A 19,306-nucleotide genomic window follows, 5' to 3' on the forward strand; every position below is an offset into this window, starting at 1 on the left:
AGCCCGATCACCCGGGGGAGCGGCGGGACCGGCGGGCGCGGCGCAGGGGAGTGGGGTGCACCGACCAGAGGACACGACGCCACCAGGGACGCGCGGAGCGCAGGGTGTTCACATAGGCCATTGCCACCTCGGCGGCGCGGGCGGCCTGGTCGGGCGTCGCGGCACCCGGGGCGAAGCCCACCTGGTTGAGCAGGGCCGCCAGATCGTCGACGGCCGGCCCGTCGGTCGTACCGTCGGCGGTCGTGCTGTCGGCGGCCGTACCCGCTCGGGCCTCGGCGAGGGCCTCGCGGGCGTGCCCGGCCACCTCGGTGGCCGCCAGGTCGTCCCCGACTGGCCGGCCGGCCAACCGGAGCGCGTCGGTGACCTCCCGCCAGGCGCCGGCGATGCGTTGACCGGGATCACCCTGGACGAGCCGGGCGCGGGTGAGGGAGCGGCGCATCGCCAGCAGGGTGAGCAGCAGCGCCCCCACCAGCAGCAGCAGCCCACCGCTGCCGCCGGCGACGAGCAGCGGAGTGGACACGCCGCCCCGACCGGGCGGCCCGTCACCGGCGGCGACCGGCTCCGGTGACGCGGTCGGCTCGACGGTGGGCGCCGGCGCCTCCGACGGCGGTGGATCCTCAGGTGTCTGGCGGAAATCCTCCTCCACCGGCCTCGGCTCCTCGTTCGGGCGGGGCAGCGGGTCGAACGGCACCCAGCCCAGCCCGTCGAACAGCACCTCCGGCCAGGCGAACGCGTCACCGGCGAGCACCGGCCCCTGCCCGCCGGCCCGGAAACCCACCACCACCCGGGTCGGCAGCCCGGACAACCGGCCGAGCACCGCGAACGCTGCCGCGAACTGCTCCGAGGTGCCCTCCTGCCCGCCGCCCGCCCGGGGCCCGAAGAGGAAGAAACCCAGATTCGGGTACGCGTGCCCGCTCGGCGCGTCCGCCACCACCCGGTAGTGCTCGGCCAGGAACTGCTCGATCGCCAGAGCCCGCGCGAACGGGGCGCCGTTCTCCTCGGCGAGTTGCGCGGCCAGCCGGCGCATCGGGTCGGGCACCCCGTCGGCCACCCGCAGCACCCGGGCCACCTCCTCGCCGGCGGGCACGTTCGCGCTCGCCAACAGGTTCTCGTCCGGCTGTTCCGCGGCGGAGGTCACCGCGTACCGCAGCCCCGGCGTCAACCCCTCCGGTCGGATCAGCGTCCCGCTCGCCGGGTCGTACGCCACCCGGGCGCCGCTGACCTCCCGGGGGGTTGCCACGGCGGGCAGCAGTCGACCACTCAGCTCCGCGACGGTGATCTGCTGGCGGACCGTCTCCACCGTGCTCTCCCGGGACGGGGCGGCGGCCGGCAGGATCCGCCCGGCGTTGCGGTACGTCGCGCCGACCCGCCAGGTCACCCCGTCGTAGTCGCTGAGCACCGCCAACCGGATGCGCACACCGCCACCGGCCGGCTCGGCCCCCGGCGCGGCGTCACCGGACGCCGGAGGTGAGACACCGGCGCGCTCCGTGCTCACGTCGAGGAGCTTCTGCTCCGGGTGCAGCGCCCACCCGGAGATCCGGATCAACGGGTTCTCGTCGAGCGTCTGCACCTGCGGCGGCTCCACGTACCGGCGCGGGTCCACCGGCCGCCCGTCGACCTGGCCGGCGACGACCGGTCCGAGGAGCGCGACCAGCCCGACCACGAGCGCCACCCCGAGTGCGGCGCTGGCAGCCAACCGCAGCCGCACCGCCGCGCGTACCCGGGGGGCCAGCTCGGCGGTCGGATCGACGGCGGCCGGTGCCGCACCGGTGGGGGCCGCCAGACCGACCGCCGCGACCGCGACGAACGCCACGGTCACCCCGACCGCCGGGGCGGCATTCGGGCCCACCACGTAGAGGGCGGCGGCGTAGAGCCCCGCCGCCGGCAGGTAGCCCAGCAGCACCCGGCCGGTGCGCAGCGCGACCTCCGCGCCGGCCAGCCCGGCCAGCCAGGCGGCGACCACTGGCACCAGCACCGTGTCCGGGGTGGGCTCCACCGGGATCATCGCGGTCAGCAGCCGCGGAATACCGTTGCGCGCGGCGTCGCCGGTGATCTCCAGCAGACCGCCCGGAAGCTCGGCCCGGTTGGCGGCCAGCCGCAACGACCAGAGCGTCCACCCGGCCATCGCGGCCACCGACACCGGTGCCACCAGCCAGGACGGCAGCCGCCGGGCGGCCACGCTGACCAGCACCGAACCAGCCGCCGCACCGACGACCAGCCCGGTCAGCAGGCCCCCCGCGTACACCCGGGCCAGCACCACCCCGGCGAGCGCGGTCAACCCGACAAGCGCCAGCGGGACCACCGCCGCCCGCAGCACCCGCACGGCGCCCGTCACCACCGGCGTACCCCGTCCCACTCGGCGGCGAACTGCGCGCCGTCCGCCGCGTCGACCACCACCAGGCCGGCCGCGCCCGGCGGCGTCGGCTCGGCCGCGCCGAACACCCCGACCACCACCGACGGGTACGCCCCACGCAGCGCGCCGACATGCCCCAGATCGTCCCGCCCACCCGGCCCGGTCAGGAAGATCAGCGTGTCACCGAGCCGGTCCTGGCGCAGCCGGGTGGTTGCCGCGCGGACCGCCTCGTCGGCGTCCGAGAGTTCGGCGGCGGCGAGCCGGTCCAGTGGACCGAGCGCCGAGCCGACGTCCGTCACCCCGCCCGGCGCGCCCGACTCCGCGCCGGCGAACAGCAACACCACCGGCAGGTCGGCGCGGTGCGCGGCGGTGACGATCGACGCCGCCGCCTCGCAGGCCGACTCGAACGACTCCGCCACCCCACCCACCCGCTGCGGGTGCGCGGCGGCGCGATTGTCAAGCAGCACGATCAGGTGCGGCAGGCTCGTGTCCACGTTCTCCCGCACCATCAGCTCACCCACCCGGGCGCTGGTCCGCCAGTGCACCCGGCGCAGCTCGTCGCCGACCACGTACTCCCGCAGCGAGTCGAACGTGATCGAGCCGTGGGGCACCCCGTCCACCCGGCCGTCGAGGCTGCGCCCCGCGCCGCGCGGCACCGCCGTCAGTGGGTGCACCCGGGGGTACACCCAGACCGGCACCGCCGCGCCGTACGGGCGGGCCAACGCCACCAACCCCAGCGGATCACGCCGGGTCACCCGCAGCGGCCCCACCGGCACCACCCCACGCCGATGGGTCGGCACGTCGTAGCGGACCTCGGCGTCCCGACCGGGCCGCAGGCGCAACACCGGCACCGGCACGCTGCGCTCCCCGCACCGGTCCTCGGCCAGCAGGTTCGCCGACCGCAGCCGACCCGCGTTGCGCACTGTCAACGTCATGCTCGCCGGCTCGCCGCGCGCCACCCGGTCCGGATCGGCGTGACGGGTCACCGTCAGCCGGGGCCGCCAGGCCGCGACCAGCGCGGCGTAGCCGACGGCCGCGCCGGCCGCCGCGCCGAGCAACGTCAACTCGGGGTACGCGAACCGGAAACCCGCCCCCAACAGCACCACGGCGGCGACGAGCAGCCCGATCCCACGGGCGGTGATCCCCATCGCGCTGCTGCCGGTCAGCCCTGCACCGGAGCGGGCTGCCCCGACGGCAGCGGCACCGGCACCGAGGCGACGGCCTGACGCAGCACCTCGGCCGCGGTCATCCCGCGCACCTGGGCGTCCGGCGTCAGCAGCAACCGGTGCGCGAACACCGCCTCGACGAGCGCCTTCAGATCCTCCGGCATGATCCAACCCCGCCCGTCGATGAGCGCGTACGCGCACGCCGCACGGGTCAACGCGATCACACCCCGGGGACTGACCCCGACCCGCACCTGCGGGTGGGTGCGGGTCGCGGCGGCCAACCGGACCGCGTACGCGTACAGCGGCTCGGCGATGTGCACCCGGCGGGCCATCCGGACCATCTCCCCAACGGTTGCGGTGTCGGTGACCGGGGCGAGCGCCTCCGGGGAACGCACGGTCGCGCCCCGCAGCACCTCCACCTCGACCGCCTCGTCCGGGTAGCCGACGGACAGCTTCACCAGGAAACGGTCCAACTGCGCCTCGGGCAGCCGGTAGGTGCCGTCCATCTCCACCGGGTTCTGGGTGGCCACCACCAGGAACGGCGACGGCACCGGGTGCCGGACCCCGTCCACTGTGACAGTGCGTTCCTCCATCACCTCCAGCAGCGCCGACTGGGTCTTCGGCGACGCCCGGTTGATCTCGTCGGCGATGACGATGTTGGCGAAGACCGGCCCCGGATGAAACTCGAAGTCCCGGCTCGCCTGGTTGAAGATGGTCACCCCGGACACGTCCGACGGGAGCAGGTCGGGCGTGAACTGGATGCGCCGCCACTGACCCTTCACCGTGGCGGCGATGGCCCGCGCCAGGGTCGTCTTACCGACCCCCGGCACGTCCTCCAGCAGCACGTGACCCTGCGCGAAGAGCGCGGTCAGCGCCAGCCGCACCACCTGCGGTTTGCCGAGCACCACCGCGTTGACGTTCTCGGCCAGCCGGGCGGCCAGGGCGGCGAAGCCCTGCACCTCCGGCTGGGTGAGCGGCTCGTGGGTGTTCACGGTCGGCGGTGCTCCTTGCCTGGTGGTTCAGCAGGTGGGCAGGACGTTGATGTTGTCGCCGCCCTCCAGGTTGAGCCAGGCCCACGGGATGTAGTTCTTCCCGCTGTACTCGACCTGCACCCACCAGGTGCTGCGCTTGTCGTTGTTGTAGATGTAGGCGTAGACCTCTTCACCCGACTTCTTGCAGTACGCCTTCAGTCGGGTGCCGGGCTTCGCCCAGCCGACCTGCTTGTCGTTGTCCTGTTCGGCAACCTTGAAGATCTCGTTGCCGTTGCGCCCACTCACGTCCTGGTCGCAGTAGGTCGACTCCGGCCCGGAAGCGCCGTTGCGACAGGTCGCGATCCCGTACAGCGGTTGGGTGGTCTGGTTCTTCGTGGCCGTGCCCTTGCCGGCGGCGTTGGTGGCGGTCACCGTGAACGCGTACGCCGTGCCCGGCGTCAGGCCCGTCATCGTGATGCTGGAGCACGCCCCGGTCTTCGTCGGCTCACCCGGGGTGCTCACCGCGCAGGTGGCCTGACCGCCGCCCGCGTCCACAGTGAACGTCACAGTCGCCGCGGTGGCCGTCGACGACGAGCCGGTCACCGTGACGCGTGGCTCGGCGACAGTGCGGGCGGTGGCGGTGGCCTCCGGACCCGGGCCCGCCTCGTTCACCGCCTTCACCTTCACCGTCACGTTCTGGCCGTTGCCCAACCCGGTGACTGTCGTGCGGGTGTCGGTCACCTCGCTGACCCGCCCGCCGACGTCCACCACGTATTTCGACACCGGTCGACCGTTGGCCTCGGCCGGCGCCCACTGCACCGTGACCGCGCCCGGCTGGTTGGCGACCGTGCCGGCCCGCAGGTCGAGCGGCGCACCGGGCGCCGCGAAGGGCACCACCGTGTTGCTGACCGGCGACGCCGCCGAACCGGCGCCCTTGTCGTTGACGGCGACAACGGTGAACGCGTACTGGGTGCCGAACTCCAACTCGCCGGCGGGCACCACCAGCTCCGTCTTCGTCGACTCGCCGACCGGCGCGTTCGTCCCCGCCGAACTGGCCGTCACCGCGTACCGCGCGATGGTGTTGCCCTGACCGTTCGCCGCCGGCCACTTCACCAGCACCGTGCCGTCCGGCCGCTCCTGGGCGGTCACGCTCGCCGGCGGGTCGGGCACCGCGGCCGTCGGGGTCACCGGGTTGCTGTTGCGCGGCGGACCGTCGCCCTTGGCGTTGACGGCGTGCACAGCGAACCGGTACGTCTCGCCGTTGGTCAGACCCTTGACCTCCACCGCGCGTTGGTTGGCGCCCACCTCCAGGCGCTGCCCGGCACCCTCCACCACGTACTTGATGATCTCGGCGCCGTTGGCGGCGGCCGGCCGCCAGCTCACCCGCGCCTGGGCGTTGCCGGCGGCGGCGGTGACACTGCGCGGCGCGCTCGGCTTGCCCACCCGGGGCTTCTTCGGCGGGGGCGGCGGAGCGGCGACCGGTGGCGGGTCACCGCCGAGCACGTCGTTCGCGTACTTGTCGACCTCGCGCACCTGGTGCTTGTCGTCCACCACGCGGGCGGTCGCCGAATCGGGAGAGTTGATGAACAGGTGGTTCTCCCGCACCTCCAGCTCCAGCGGCCCGTTCGCCCGCCCACTGATGGTCTCGACGAGCTGACCCCCCGCGTCGAAGGTGTAGATCTTGCCGGTGGCCTCGTCGGCGCAGTAGAACCGGCCCGCCCAGGCCACCGCCGGGCTGAGCCGGTCGCCCTCACCCGGCACCGTGAACGCCCGCTCCTCCCCACCGTCACCCACCACCAGCACCCGCCGCTCGGCGGGCACGGTGACCGGGACCCGCTGCCCGCTGGTGCGCGTGGGCATCGCCGCCGCACCGGACAACGTCAACGGCGTCGGGTGAACCTTGCCCTGCTGCACCCGCACCAGCTTCCCGGCCGTGCGGTCGAGCACCGCCACCCCCTCATCCAGGGTGGACACCGACAGCTCGTGGCTGGCCTCGGCGACGTCGTACGACTCGATCTGCTTCGGGCTGAGCCCGGCGCCGGCGGGCGCGGCCGAGGCCGGCGCGGACGGCAACGTGGCGGCGGTGATCGCCGAGACGGTGCCCTGGCTCGGCACCGCGATCCAGAGCCGCCCCTCGCCGTCGAACGTGCCGCCGGTGATGCCAGGTGGATAGTGCACCGGCTCCCCGACCGGGGTCAGCGACCGCGGGTCGAGCTGCCGCACGATGCCCTGCACGGCGTCGACGACGAACGCCGAATCTTCGTGCAGAGCGACACTCACGCCCAGGCCGGGGGTGGTCCGGGTGGTCGCGGTGAGTTGCAGGGTGGCCAGGTCCAGTGAGCTGACCTGCCCGGTGTGCAGGTCACGCAGGACCAGCAGCCGGTCGGTCTGGGTGATCTGCATCGGGTGCCGGACGGCTCCGGGGATCTCGGTGCGCGTGTCGACCCGGGCGGTGACCCCGTTGACGCGGGCCAGCTCGCTGCGCGCCGCGCTCCACAGCCACGAACTCGCGTCGTAGTTGGCCACCGCGTTGTCGGCCGCGCCGAGCCCGAGGACGGTCAGCCCCATGGCCGCCAGCAGCGCGGCCACCGTGCCGACGGTCACCAGGCCGCCGCGCAGCCGGGACCGGGATCGGGGGGCGTCGGTCTGAACGGCGTCTTCGATGCTGGCCACAGCCGGCTGCCTCCCGTGAGTCGTGGCAGGTGGCGTGCCTCGCGGCAACCCCTCCCCTGAGCCGGGTGCCATCATATGGCGCTGCTGGTGACGGGGGAACCCGCACCGTCACCCCTGTGGATACCGAGCGTGTGCGCAATGGACGCCCAGCTCAGCTCGGTTCAGCGCGGCACGCCTCAGCTCGGCGACGGCCGGCCGCTGGACGGAGTGGCGCGCTCCCGCGTCGTACAGACCTGTCCCGAGGTGGCGAAGCTGTCGGTGGAGTAGACCGCCAACACGGTGAAGCAGTGATCCACCCGCGAGTTCAACCCGTTGACCGTGTAGCTGGTCTTACCCGGGTCCACGGTGGCCATCACCCCCAGCGGCTGCCCGGCCCGACCTGCGGCCACCATGAACGGCACCGCACCGCCGGACGGATCCGTCCAGGTCAGTGTGATCGTGGTCGCGTCGTCGCGGAGCTTCAGATCGCCGGGAGGTGGCCCGACGGTCGCCTGTGCCGCAGCGGTCGGCGCGGTTCCCGCAGGCGGCGGGTCGTCGCGGGTCAGCACCACCGCACCCAGGCCGGCCACCGCCACGACGGCCACCCCGGCCGCCACCGCCGCGCCGATCAGCGTCGCCCGGCTGCGCGCCTCCGATCCACCCGCATCGGGGTACGACGGCCGGTACCCGTCGGGCACCGGGTGGTACTGCTGTCCCGGGTACGGCACCTGGATCTGCTGGTGCTCCAGGGCTGGGTACTGGTCGTGTGTCGGATAGTGGCCCCGGCCCGGGTATTGATCGGGGGTCGGGTACTGGTCAGGGTGGTGCGCTGGTGCCGTTCGCGGTGCGGTCGGCCGCGACCCCACCGCCTCGACGCCCGCGTCCGTCGACCACGCTGCCGGCGTCGGCTCGGCCGACGGCCTGGTCACGCTCGACTGTGCGTCGGCGGACGGGGCCGACAGGGCCTGATCCCTCGTCGGGTCGCTGTCCGGCCTGACCGACGGGATCACCTCGGTCTGATCGGACATCGTGGACTGGGTCCGCTGCGACGGCACCACCGGAGCAGCGCCGCCACCCAGCCCGAACTCACCGTCCGCGCCACCGTCGTCGGCGTCCGTCGGAGACCCCTCGCCGGGGTCGGCACCGGGAGTGGGCAGAGGTTGCGGTGGGGCGTTGCGGCTCCACGGCGGCGCGGTCAACCCCCACGGTGGTACGGGCGGCGCACTCACCGGAGGTGCGGACACAGGGTGCCCGAAGCCGGGTGGTGCGGAGACCGGGTAGCTGTGCCCGGGTGGTGCGGAGACGGGGTAGGTGTGTCCGGGTGGTGCGGAGACCGGGTAGGTCTGCCCGGGTGGCGCGGAGACGGGTTGTCCGTGGCCGGGTGGTGCGGAGACGGGATAGGTGTGTCCGGGTGGCGCGGAGACGGGTTGTGCGTGTCCGGGTGGTGCGGAGACGGGGTAGGTGTGTCCGGGTGGCGCGGAGACGGGTTGTGCGTGTCCGGGTGGTGCGGAGACGGGGTAGGTGTGTCCGGGTGGCGCGGAGACGGGTTGTCCGTGGCCGGGTGGTGCCGAGACGGGGTAGGGATGCGCTGGCGGTCCGGACGTCGGGGACGGGTGCGCCGGTGGTCCGGAGACCGGGTACGGGTGGCCGGGCGCCGTCGCGACCGGTGGTGCGGCGGCAGGTGACCCGCTGACCGGGTGGGCTGGTGGTCCGCTCACCGGATGCGCCGGCCCTGGCCGTCCGGCCGCTGGGAACGGTCGGCCCGACGATGTCGCGTCGATGGTGGACGCGTCGACCGGTCCAGTCGCCCCGGCTGGTCCGCCCGCGGCTCGGGCAGCCTCCTCGGCGAGTAGCGGTTCGATCTGTCGTACCTGGATCGTGGGGTTGTCCCACGGAGGCGCCGGCGTCCCGGACGTTGACGCGGTGACGGCCGGTGTCGGGGCGGATGGGGCCGACGGCTGGTGTGGCACGTCGACCGGCTGGTCGCCTGTCCGCTGCCGGGGCGGCGCGGTTGGCCCGGACGTCGGTCGCTGTGGTGGCTGGTGACCAGACGGCGGTGGCTGGCTTTCGGCCCTCGGCCGGGGCGGTTGGCCCTGGACGCTCGGCTGGGTTGGCGTGCCTTCCGCTCGCATTCGGGGCGGCTGGCTCTCGGGCGCCGGCCGGGGTGGCTGGCTGACGGTTGGCCGGGCGGAGTCGGGAGGTTGCTCGTCGGCGCGTTGGCGGGGTGCCATCGCGGGTGCGGCGGGCGGCGGGCCGGGCTGTGTCGGCATGCGCGGGGCAGGCGCGGGCGTACGCCGAGAAACCGGAGCCGGCCCTGCGGCGGCGGGGCCGGGTGCGGCGGGGCCGCGTACCCCTGGAGGGGTGGCCCGGGGTGTGGCCGGCGGTGGCGGCGGAGCCCACGGCGAGTTGGCGGGCGTCGGGCCATCAGCGGAGGGCCGCATCGCGGCCAGGGTCGCCATGGACAGGGTCGGGCCGGACAGTGCCGACCGGATGCCGGACTCCGCCGCCGCGTCGGCCGGACCGTGCTGCTCCGGGGGCGTCGGCGCGGACGGGCCGAGGTAGGCGCGTGCGGCGCGTACCGCCGGGTGGTGCTCCCCGAGGGTGGCCGGGCCGGCGGTGGCGACGCGGGTGTAGTTGCGGCGGGCCTCGTGCCGGTTGCCCAGTTCCTCGGCGACCTCGGCGAGTTCGAAGGCGAGCGCGAGCATCACCGGGTCGGAGTGCTCCCAGCGCCGCTCGCCCGCGGCGAACGCCTCCTCCAGCACCCGGCGGGCGGCGAGCGGATCATCCGCCTCGCGGTGCAGCCGCGCCAGCAGGTGTGCGGTGTGCAGCATCTCGGGATGATCCTCGCCGTACGGCGGGGGAGCGGATCCAAGCGCCTCCGCGAGTAGCTGCCGGGCGGCCCTGAGGTCGCCCGTGGCGCGCAGGGCGAGGGCGCGGTGCTGGGCGGCTGCCAGGGGGGAGGGATGGGACACGTGGCAATGCTGCCGTCAGAGGGCGGCCGGACGCTACCCGGACACGCCCTGGGCGGCGAGTCGGTGGGTGCGCAAGAGGTGGTGTGAGCAGCGGCAGAAGTGCCGGCAGAGAGGCGCCGGAAGGCGATGTGCATGATCCACCAGCGGCGTGTACAGTAACTCCCCGTGCGGCCCGCCGTACCGACCATCGGGTGACAAGATCATCTGGTCGGCAAGGTAGGCTGAACGTGTAGGTCCGGGTGGCGGAATGGCAGACGCGCTAGCTTGAGGTGCTAGTGCCCGTATAGGGCGTGGGGGTTCAAGTCCCCCCTCGGACACAAACCATAACCCCACGGTGCGCGCTGAGATCCACTGCAGCGCGCACCGTTTGCGTTTCGGTCTGGTAGGTGAGTCGGAGTCCGAGTTGCCGGTAGACCTCGGCTTTGTCGTCGGGGTCGGCGTCGCGCAGCACGGCGTCGAGGGCGGCCCGGTACTGGGCGAGCTTTGCGTCACAGGCCGCGATCGTGGTCTGTGCTGTGGCCGTCTGTTGCGTTGTGTCCGTTGGTTGGGCGTCGCACATGGCGGTGATCGTTTGGTCGAGGTGGTCCGGGGTGAACGCGGATGCCAGCCACTCGTCGAGCGGGTCGGTGAGGGCGTCCTCGCGCAGGTAGACGTTGCGGGGGTGTTCGACCTCGTTGGCCAGGGCGTATTCCTGCGGGAAGCGTCAGCGGTAGTAGGCGGCGCCGTGGTTGTACTGGCCTTGCATGCGTCGCTGACAGACGGCGCAGTAGATCATCCCCCGGAAGACGTAGGGGTTGCGGGCGCGGCGTTGGCGCTCCTGGCGGTGAGTCCCTCGGCGATGGCGAATAGTCCGTAGCCGGCGAGGAATTCGTCGAAGATCCGGCGGACGATGGGGGAGGTCTGGGCATCCGGGGGCGCGGATCAGGCGCAGACTCTCGGCCGGGGCGTCGCCCGCCACCCGCTGGCCGTACCCGAACGAGGCACCCCCGGCTCGCGGGTCGATTACCTACGGGGGCGGGTCCTTCACGGTTTCCGGCGTGGTCGATCCGGCCCGGACCGTGTCATGCTGCACGGACCCGAACGGAGGACGACGATGGCTGCTGGCGATGCCGTACAGGTGAGGCCGGCGCGAGGGTCGCTGCGACCGCTGGTGTCCGGGGCGACGCTGGTCGCGCTCCTGGCGTTGCTGTTCGGGCTGCCATGGTGGACGTTGACGGTGGCGGCGCGGTGGCCGGCGCCGGTGGTGGCCGCCGGCACGAGCGTGTTCGTCGTCGCGCTGGTCGCGTTCCCCGTTCTGATGTATCTCGGGCACGGCCGCCGGCGGCTGGACGCGGCGGCCCGCGCGGGGGACACGCTCCTTGGCCTGGTCTGGATCCTGTTCGTCTGGGCGCTGCTCGGCAATGTGGCCCGGCTCCCGCTGGCCGCCGCGGGGGTCGCCGATCCGGTGCGGTCCCGGGCTGTGGCGGTCGGTGTAGCGGTCGTCTCGGTCGTCCTGGCCGTCTGGGGGTACGCCGAGGCGATGCGAGTGCCTCGGGTCCGGCGGGTGGACGTCACCGTGGATCGGCTGGGTGCCGGTCTCGACGGCGTCCGGGTGGTGCTGCTGACGGACACCCACTATGGACCGATCAACCGGGCCCGCTGGTCCGCCCGGACCACCGAGGTGGTCAACGGGTTGGCTGCCGACATCGTCTGCCACACCGGCGACATCGCCGACGGTACGGTCGACCAGCGCCGGGCGCAGGCCGCGCCGCTGGGAGCCGTCCAGGCGCGGCTGGCCCGGGTGTACGTGACGGGCAACCACGAGTACTACGGCGAGGCGGAGGGCTGGGTCGAGCACATGCGGACCCTCGGCTGGGAGCCGCTGCACAACCGGCACCTTGTGGTGGAGCGGGGCGGCGCCCGGCTCGTCGTCGCCGGGGTGGACGACGTGACCGCCGCCTCGTCCGGCGTCGCCGGTCACCGCGCCGACCACGCCGCGGCGCTCGCCGGCACCGACCCGCGGCTGCCCGTGCTGCTGCTGGCGCACCAGCCCAAGCAGATCGACGACGCGGTCGCGGCCGGCGTGGATCTGCAACTGTCCGGGCACACCCACGGCGGCCAGATGTGGCCGTTCCACTACCTGGTCCGGCTCGACCAGCCGGTCGTGCAGGGCCTCAGCCGGCATGGCCAGACCCAGCTCTACACGAGCCGAGGGACCGGTTTCTGGGGTCCGCCATTCCGGATCTTCGCGCCGAGCGAGATCACCCTGCTCACCCTCCGAGTGAGGTAGCCCCGACCGGGCCAACACCTACCGCCTCACCTGAACGTGATCCGGACCGCCCCCGGTCAACCCCGCTGGCTATCCCCGGGCCCCGGGATCCACCCGCATGCACCCGATGCCCAGTCGCCTCGCTTGGTCAATGCGGCGCTCACCGACAGACCGAGGCACAAGACCTCCAGGGTGAGTGCGATCGTGAGGATGACGCGCTGGCTCTTTCCGAGGGTGACGCCCAATCCGACGAGCGGGCCGTCGACGAGCGTCTCCACCGTGGGGCGCTGGTCGCGAGGGTGAACCCGTCCTGTTCCGCCGGTTGGGTGCCGACCCGGGACGTGAACTGCGAAACGACGTCAATTGAAGGGTGTCAGGGCAGGTTGTCAGCGGCCGGCGTTGGTAGCCGACGCCGGATCGCGGCGTGGTGGACGGGAAGCGCGACGGCGGCCACGCCGTGGACGACGGCGTCCAGCCGGCGTTGGACGCGGGGCTGCTGCCGGGAGACGAGTCGAATGTCGTCGATGATCATCGCCAGGACGGTGTCGTACGGGATGCTCCTCATCTGGGCGCGCACAGTGCCGTCGTCGTCGCGGACGATGTGGGTCGGGGCGGGTGGCGAGCCGGCGCAGGAGGCCGTGTGCTTCCTGCGCCCCCCGTACGGCGGTGGCATCGTTGATGCTGGGGGACAGCGCACGTTCGGCGATGTCGGCGAGCTGACGGAAGCCGAGACCGAGGCATCCCGGCGAGGTCACCGAGGTCATCCTGGAGGCGGCCCGGTCGACCGCCTGACGGGACCTCGTCACATCGGCAGCAACAATGGCCGCGTGAGCCGAACCGGTCCACGCGGCCACCCCACGCACAGGGGCGGCCGGGGCATCGCGGTGAGCGATACCCCGGCCGGTTGTCGTGTGTCAGTCGGTCGCCTTGGCAGCCGCCTCGATCTGATTGGTGACCGCGCCCGCATCCGTGACCATGGACAGGTGGGGGGCGTTGATCTCGATGGTGTGTGCCTTGGCCCTCTTGGACATGGCGATCTGCTGAGCGGCAGGGATGACAGCGTCCTGCTTGCCGACCACCGACCACGAGGGGATGGTGCGCCAGGCCGGCTCGTTGGACTCCTCGACCAGGGCGTTGAACGCCAGCGGGCGCTGCCGGGCGGCCAGCACCGCCACGTCCTTGGCGGGAATGGTCTTGTCGGCGAACGCCTTGCCGAAGATCGACGGCTTCACGTAGAGGTTGACGTTGTGCGGGTCGTCACCGGGGATCGCGACCTGGTCGAAGACGGTGGACGCTTCGGCCGCGAAGACCGAGCCCGGCATGGCCGAGGTCAGCGACAGCACGGTGTCGTGCGTGTCCGGGAGGTACGCGTCGACGTACACCAGGGCCTTGACCTGTTCGTCGCCCAGAGCGGCGTTCGTGATGACCATGCCGCCGTACGAGTGCCCGACGAGGACGATTGGTCCGGTGATGGTGTCCAGGTACGCGCGGAGGTTCTCGCTGTCCTTGCTCACACCCGACAGCAGGTTCGGCGGCGTGACTACCCGGTAGCCGTCGTCCTGGAGCTTTGCCGTCACCTTGTCCCAGCTCGACCCATCCGCCCACGCGCCGTGCACGAGCACGACGGTCGGCTTGGCCGCCGCAGGGCGCGAATGGAGGAAGCTGTTACTCGTCGAGGCCTGGGCGGTGCCGATGCCGGCACCAGTCAGGGTGAGGGCGCTGATGGCCACGCCTACGTAAATGAGGCGGCGCCGCAAGGACAATTTCACGGTGTTTCCTTTCACTTCTGAAAAAAGTCGAGCAGGGCGGCGTTGACCTGATCGCTGTGGGTCCATGCAATGGCGTGCGGCCCGCCCTCGATGACGAGCAACCGCGTATCCCCGATGAAGGCGGACAGCCGCTGGCCGGTTACCCCGATGGGTAGGACTTGGTCCTGGTCGCCCTGAATCACGAGTACCGGCACGTCAATTTTGGACAGGTCGTCACGGAAGTCGGTGAGCCAGGTCGGGATACAGGCCACCGCCGCGAGGGGAGATCCGGCCACGGCCACGGTCAAACTTGCCTGGAACGCCTCGTCGCTGACCAGCGAGCCACCGTAGACGTCGAGGTTGTAGAAGTTCTCCAGGAACTGCTTGAGCCACCCGTTCCGGTCCGCCCGCGCGGCCTGGATGAACCCATCGAACAACGACTGCGGTGCGCCTTCGGGGTTGTCGTCCGTCCGCAGGAGGAACGGCGGGATCGGCGACATCAGTACGGCCTTCGCGACCCGCCCGGTGCCATAGCGACCCAGGTACCGGGCAACGTCGCCGGTTCCCATCGAGTGACCCACGAGGATGGCGTCGCGTACGTCCAGTTTCGTGAGCAGCACGTTTACGTCGCCGGCGAACGTGTCGTAGTCGTATCCACTGGCGGGCTGGCTGGAATTGCCCCAACCCCGCCGGTCATACGTGATGACCCGGTAACCGGCTGCGAGCAGTGCGGAGACCTGCTTCTCCCAGGCCTGGCCGCTCAGCGGGTAGCCGTGACTGAGTACCACTGGCGTACCGGCGCCGTGATCTTCGTAATGGATTTCGATCGGGTTGGCTCCCTCTGAGCCAACGGTGACACGGGGCATGCGCACTCCTTGGGCTTGCGTTCCGCGCTGGAACCTTGCCAAAGATATGGTTATGGAGCGTTTCGCGAATCACCCGAATCACGTAGTCCCCGTGTTTGGCGACCGACTTGACGGACAACGAGAGATGGGGGATGCGGGGGACCCGGGGCAAACCGCAGGCTGGGCCGAAAAGCGAAACCGCTGCCCCTCCATCTCTAGGATGTCAATCGTGACGACGCCCGACCGCAGGCTCCCGGACGCGCCGCAGTCCCACTGCGAGTTCAAGGTCTTCGGCGGTCTTGGCTGCCGGCGGGACGGCTCGGACGTTGATCTTGGCCCGGTGCGCCAGCGGATCATCCTGGCCAAGCTTCTCGCCGCCGGGGGTGACGCGGTCAGCCTCGACAACATCATCGACAGCCTGTGGGACGAACAACCGCCGGCCAGCGCCGCCAACCAAATTCACCGGCACGTCGGGAACCTCCGGCGGATTCTCGAACCGGACCTGGACGTCCGCGCAACCGGTCGATACCTCCTACCGGCCGGTACGGGCTACCGGCTGCTCCTCGCGACCGAGGCCTCCGATCTGGCCATGTATCGCGAGTTGGTCCGGCGGGCCCGTGAGGCGCTCGCCGGCGGGGATGCCATGGCCGGTGTACGGGCGTACCTGACCGCTCTGGAGCTTGGCCGCAGCCCCGCGTTCACCGACCTGCCAACCAGCGCGTTGAGTTCGCCGGAGTTCGTCGCCATCGAACGGGAGCGCGTCGCGGTGGCGCTCGCGGCCAGCGAAGCCGCGATCGCCCACGGCATGGCCGGCACCGCCTTGACTCCACTGCTGAGCGTTGCCGGCGCAGCGCCGCTGGACGAGGCGCTACAGGCGTGCCTGATGCGCGCGTACGTGGCCACCGGTCACCGGGCGGAAGGGGTACGGGTCTTCGAGCGAACCCGTCAACGTCTCGCCGAGGAACTGGGGGTGGACCCGGGGCAGGAACTGCGGGAGGCGTATCGGGAACTGCTCGCCAGCGGCTGGACCCTGCAGGAGGAACTGCGCCCGCCGGAGGCTCCCCGGCCCGCACAGCTGCCGCCGCAGGTCGCGGGCTTTGTCCGCCGAAACGACGTGGCCGCCGTGCTCGACGACCAACTGCCTGACGCACTCAGCGACGCGACCATCGTGATCACCGTGCTCGGCGGCATGGGTGGTATCGGTAAGACCGCGCTCGCCGTGCACTGGGCCCACCAGATCGTCAGCGAGTTTCCCGATGGCCAGTTGTTTCTAAACCTGAGGGGTCTCGATCCGGACGGACGGGTCATGTCATCGGAGGAGGCGCTCGCCACGTTGCTCGCGTCCCTGGGCGAGCCGGCGGTCTCGTCACCGCAGGAGACCGTCGACGCGCAGGCAGCTCGTTACCGCAGTCGCCTCTTCGGTCGTCGCCTCCTGATCCTTCTGGACAACGCGCGCGACTCCGATCAGGTCCGCCCGTTGCTGCCAGCCTCCCGGGGCTGTCTGGTCATCGTGACGAGCCGCAACCGGATGACGAGCCTGGTCACCCGGGAGGGCGCACGTTACCTGCACGTCGATCGGCTGACCGGGGCCGAGTCCCGCCAGCTTCTGATCAACCGCCTCGGCGCCCGTCGCGCCACCGCGAACCCGGAGGCGTTGGACAAGGTCATCACGCTCTGTGCCGGGCTGCCGCTCGCACTGGCGATCGTCGCGGCCCGGGTGGCCCTCAATCCGGCCCTGCCATTGAGCGCGGTCCTCAGCGACGTCTCGGCGCCGTCCGCCAGGCTCGACGCGTTGTCCAGCGCGGACTCGTCCGACGATGTCCGGTCGGTGTTTTCGTGGTCGTATCGCGCCCTCGATCCGTCAGCGGCTCAGGTTTTTCGTGCCCTCGCCGTCCATCCGGGTCCGGGGATTCCGCTGGAGTCGGTGGCCAGTGTCGCCGGAGTCGGTCGCGCACAGGCGCGCGAACTGCTCATGGAATTGGTGACCGCAAATCTGCTCGACGAGTCGCAATTAGGGCTTTACGGTCTGCACGACCTGTTGCGGGCCTACGCGGGCGAGCTCCTCGACGAGGATCAAGAACGACCGGGGTACGAGCGGCGTCTCGTCATGCACTACCTGCACTCGGCCCGCGCCGCTTATGCGAGCCACCACCGGCAGCCAATCGGCACCGTCCGCGAACCGCCGTCGGATGTGACGCCTGAATCGTTCGACAGCGTGCCACAGGCTGCCGCCTGGTATGCGCGGGAACGGTCCGCGTTGTGGGCGACGATCGATCTGGCCCTCACACACGGCCTGGGGCGCGACGCGGCGGCTATGGTCCTCGCCGCCTCAGCACCGGGCAGCAACTCCATACCCGCGGGCCGGACACAGACCGTACTCGCGATCCTCGACCTGGTCAGCGTGCTCGGCGAGCCGCTGATGGAGGCGGAACTTCTTCGTACCGTCGGTGAGGCCTTCGCCCCGCTGCCACAGGCCGACGAATATCTTCGTCGAGCCTTGTCCATCTTCGAAGGCGCCGAAGAACTCACTGGTCAAGCCGAGGTCCTGCGAAACCTCGCCGTGCTCTCGTTGTCGCGCGGCGACCACGACGCCGCCAACGCGTGCGGTGAACGCTCGGTGGGTCTTGCTCGGCAGACGGGGCACCAGGAACTGCTCGCCGTTTCGCTGCTGACACTCACGAGAGCGCTCCTGGGGTCCGGCCAGTTCGAGGCTGGCACGCGGGTCGCGGACGAAGGGCTGGCCATCGCAGTGGCGAGGCACCTCGATCACCTGAAGATCTACTACGCCCAGCTCATTGCGGAGTCCTCCTGGAAACTCGGCCGGCTCGAACGAGCGGCGACGGTGTCGGAGTGGGGGTTGACGGAAGGCGTCTGTGAGTCGAACGGTCCCCGGTGTGCGGTCGCGGCGATCCTCGCGCGGGCCGCATTCGACCTAGGCGACCTGGTGCGCGCGGAGCGGGGGTGCCAGCAGTTCGAGAACCTGATCGCCGACAACGGCTTCCGGGAACTTGTCGAGTTCTCCGGCATCGAGGAGGCCGAGGCATATCGGACCATGGTCGCGTATGTCCGGGCCCGGCTGAGCTTGATGAGGGGCGCGTCGTGAGCGGGTAGGGCGAGCACTCAGTCTGCACTCGTCGTGCACGGCGGTGGGATCGGATGGTCGTCGAGGCCCCGAACCCTCGCCGGAGGAGCACCATGCACTGCGCCGTAGCCGAGCCCGCCCGAGCCCTTCCCCGTGCGGTATTGACCCCACGCCAGGAACAGATCGCCATGCTGGTGGCGGCAGGCTCCACCAACGTCGAGGTGGCGACGCACCTGGTCATCAGCACCCATACCGTCAAACACCACCTACGCGGAGTGTTTCACAGGCTGGGCGTAGCATCTCGCCGGGAGCTGCGCAGCACGCTGGCCCACCACGACTCGACCAGCCGTTTCGCCAAGTGCTGCTGCCTCACCAGCCAGGAGCGCGACATCGCGCGCCGGGTTTCGAGCGGTGCGTCGAACCGCGAGGTGGCGGCACAACTGTTCATCAGCCCCAGCACGGTGGACTACCACCTACGCAAGATTTTCCGCAAGCTCGACATCACCTCACGCCGAGAACTGGCGAGACGAGGCGCACCTGCCGCGCCCCGATCGGATAACGCACCGTCGGCCACGAAGTCTGGGCCTGGTCGGTCGGAACCGCACTCCGGTTTGCCCTCACCACAGCCGGCTCAGCCTCATCTGGACATCACAACTGCGCTGACCACACCAAGCCGAGCACGCCATGTTGGCGCGTGAGTAAACCGCTGCCACGACGAGCCACATCGTGGCAGGTCGTCTGCCCACTCGTTGCCTGCCAACAAGCAGGAGCCCCTTTCCCTGACTTACAGGGAAAGGGGCTCCGACCTGGTATTTCAGGCCGATGCTCCGGTCGCATCGATTGCGGCGGAACCCAGACGGATCTGATGTGTCCGGAGCACTGCGGCAGCAGGATTGTCGGCAGGGCGCGCGGCTCAGCCTCAACTACCGCACCACCGTCGTATAGCCTGCGCTTCGCGATGGCGGTGCTCGACGGCGGCGACTACGTCGACCTCGAAGAGCAGCCGGAAATCACCGGGTACCGTCGGCGCGATCGGGGCCGAGGCCAGCGGTGGAGACGGTGGAATCGCTCGGTGGAAGCTACCAGCGATCGTGGCAGTCCGCGTTCTCGCCGGCCCGATGAGCAGCTCGTTGAGGCGCTCGTACCGCTCCCGCTGCCAGCCACCGGCGCGTATGTCGTCAGCGAGGTGTACCGCGTTGGCGGCGCACCGTCGGGCCGCGTCTGACAGGGTGATCTGTGCTCGGTCGGCTCAGCGCTGCCGCCCGCCGG

At 71.4% G+C, this 19,306-nt stretch carries 13 protein-coding genes and 1 tRNA gene; 5 read left to right on the top strand and 9 right to left on the bottom strand.

The genetic code is table 11. The annotated features are described in order from the left end of the window. Positions 1 to 7: 7 nt before the first annotated feature. The 5 genes from AB0F61_RS06460 to AB0F61_RS06480 all read right to left on the bottom strand — a co-directional run bounded on the left by AB0F61_RS06460 (position 8) and on the right by AB0F61_RS06480 (position 10,114). Positions 8 to 2,356, bottom strand: coding sequence for a transglutaminaseTgpA domain-containing protein (locus tag AB0F61_RS06460; protein WP_357803914.1), 2,349 nt, complete (start codon positions 2,354 to 2,356; stop codon positions 8 to 10). Next, positions 2,332 to 3,501, bottom strand: a complete 1,170-nt coding sequence (locus AB0F61_RS06465; protein WP_357803918.1) for a DUF58 domain-containing protein — start codon at positions 3,499 to 3,501, stop codon at positions 2,332 to 2,334. Before AB0F61_RS06465 ends, AB0F61_RS06460 begins: the two co-directional genes overlap by 25 nt. A 14-nt stretch (positions 3,502 to 3,515) precedes the next feature. Then, positions 3,516 to 4,511 carry a MoxR family ATPase gene (locus AB0F61_RS06470; RefSeq protein ID WP_357407216.1) on the bottom strand — a complete coding sequence of 332 codons (996 nt, stop codon included), beginning with the start codon at positions 4,509 to 4,511 and terminating at the stop codon, positions 3,516 to 3,518. Positions 4,512 to 4,538: 27 nt separating this feature from the next. Then, positions 4,539 to 7,163, bottom strand: a complete 2,625-nt coding sequence (locus tag AB0F61_RS06475) for a fibronectin type III domain-containing protein (protein ID WP_357803921.1) — start codon at positions 7,161 to 7,163, stop codon at positions 4,539 to 4,541. 176 nt (positions 7,164 to 7,339) lie between these two features. Continuing rightward, complete coding sequence (locus AB0F61_RS06480; RefSeq protein ID WP_357803924.1) at positions 7,340 to 10,114, bottom strand: tetratricopeptide repeat protein; 2,775 nt, start codon at positions 10,112 to 10,114, stop codon at positions 7,340 to 7,342. Positions 10,115 to 10,347: 233 nt separating this feature from the next. On the opposite strand from AB0F61_RS06480, the gene AB0F61_RS06485 reads away from it, so the two are divergent. Then, positions 10,348 to 10,431, top strand: a tRNA-Leu gene (locus AB0F61_RS06485). A gap of 454 nt (positions 10,432 to 10,885) precedes the next feature. Here AB0F61_RS06485 and AB0F61_RS06490 read toward each other — a convergent pair. Next, positions 10,886 to 11,005 (bottom strand): hypothetical protein, encoded by a 120-nt coding sequence (locus tag AB0F61_RS06490; protein ID WP_357804135.1) that lies wholly within the window; start codon positions 11,003 to 11,005, stop codon positions 10,886 to 10,888. 202 nt (positions 11,006 to 11,207) lie between these two features. Between AB0F61_RS06490 and AB0F61_RS06495 the strand changes: the two genes are divergently transcribed. Continuing rightward, positions 11,208 to 12,383, top strand: a complete 1,176-nt coding sequence (locus AB0F61_RS06495; protein ID WP_357803927.1) for a metallophosphoesterase — start codon at positions 11,208 to 11,210, stop codon at positions 12,381 to 12,383. Positions 12,384 to 12,748: 365 nt separating this feature from the next. On the opposite strand, the gene AB0F61_RS06500 is transcribed toward AB0F61_RS06495, so the two are convergent. The 3 genes from AB0F61_RS06500 to AB0F61_RS06510 all read right to left on the bottom strand — a co-directional run bounded on the left by AB0F61_RS06500 (position 12,749) and on the right by AB0F61_RS06510 (position 14,976). Then, on the bottom strand, positions 12,749 to 13,126 hold the full coding sequence (locus AB0F61_RS06500) for a DUF2254 family protein (RefSeq protein ID WP_357804138.1): 378 nt from the start codon (positions 13,124 to 13,126) through the stop codon (positions 12,749 to 12,751). 150 nt (positions 13,127 to 13,276) lie between these two features. Next, positions 13,277 to 14,131: an alpha/beta hydrolase gene (locus tag AB0F61_RS06505; RefSeq protein WP_357803930.1), complete on the bottom strand. Its 855-nt coding sequence runs from the start codon at positions 14,129 to 14,131 to the stop codon at positions 13,277 to 13,279. A gap of 11 nt (positions 14,132 to 14,142) precedes the next feature. After that, positions 14,143 to 14,976, bottom strand: coding sequence for an alpha/beta hydrolase (locus tag AB0F61_RS06510; RefSeq protein WP_357803933.1), 834 nt, complete (start codon positions 14,974 to 14,976; stop codon positions 14,143 to 14,145). Positions 14,977 to 15,184: 208 nt separating this feature from the next. Between AB0F61_RS06510 and AB0F61_RS06515 the strand changes: the two genes are divergently transcribed. From AB0F61_RS06515 to AB0F61_RS06525, 3 genes are all read left to right on the top strand, one after another. Beyond that, the gene (locus AB0F61_RS06515; RefSeq protein WP_357803936.1) at positions 15,185 to 18,058 is read left to right on the top strand and encodes a BTAD domain-containing putative transcriptional regulator; all 2,874 of its coding nucleotides are present in this window, start codon (positions 15,185 to 15,187) and stop codon (positions 18,056 to 18,058) included. Positions 18,059 to 18,150: 92 nt separating this feature from the next. Then, the gene (locus AB0F61_RS06520) at positions 18,151 to 18,735 is read left to right on the top strand and encodes a helix-turn-helix transcriptional regulator (RefSeq protein ID WP_357803939.1); all 585 of its coding nucleotides are present in this window, start codon (positions 18,151 to 18,153) and stop codon (positions 18,733 to 18,735) included. Positions 18,736 to 18,995: 260 nt separating this feature from the next. Beyond that, complete coding sequence (locus AB0F61_RS06525; RefSeq protein WP_357804154.1) at positions 18,996 to 19,262, top strand: hypothetical protein; 267 nt, start codon at positions 18,996 to 18,998, stop codon at positions 19,260 to 19,262. The last annotated feature ends 44 nt before the right edge of the window (positions 19,263 to 19,306 follow it).

The organism is Micromonospora sp. NPDC023888 (genome assembly GCF_040639415.1).
Classification (GTDB): domain Bacteria; phylum Actinomycetota; class Actinomycetes; order Mycobacteriales; family Micromonosporaceae; genus Micromonospora.

What these genes read in the sequence shown, in the direction of transcription:
- AB0F61_RS06510 (WP_357803933.1), bottom strand. Translation starts at nt 14,976, where the DNA reads ATGCCCCGTGTCACCGTTGGCTCAGAGGGAGCCAACCCGATCGAAATC.
- AB0F61_RS06520 (WP_357803939.1), top strand. Translation starts at nt 18,151, where the DNA reads ATGCACTGCGCCGTAGCCGAGCCCGCCCGAGCCCTTCCCCGTGCGGTA.
- AB0F61_RS06495 (WP_357803927.1), top strand. Translation starts at nt 11,208, where the DNA reads ATGGCTGCTGGCGATGCCGTACAGGTGAGGCCGGCGCGAGGGTCGCTG.
- AB0F61_RS06465 (WP_357803918.1), bottom strand. Translation starts at nt 3,501, where the DNA reads ATGGGGATCACCGCCCGTGGGATCGGGCTGCTCGTCGCCGCCGTGGTG.
- AB0F61_RS06525 (WP_357804154.1), top strand. Translation starts at nt 18,996, where the DNA reads ATGGCGGTGCTCGACGGCGGCGACTACGTCGACCTCGAAGAGCAGCCG.
- AB0F61_RS06500 (WP_357804138.1), bottom strand. Translation starts at nt 13,126, where the DNA reads ATGACCTCGGTGACCTCGCCGGGATGCCTCGGTCTCGGCTTCCGTCAG.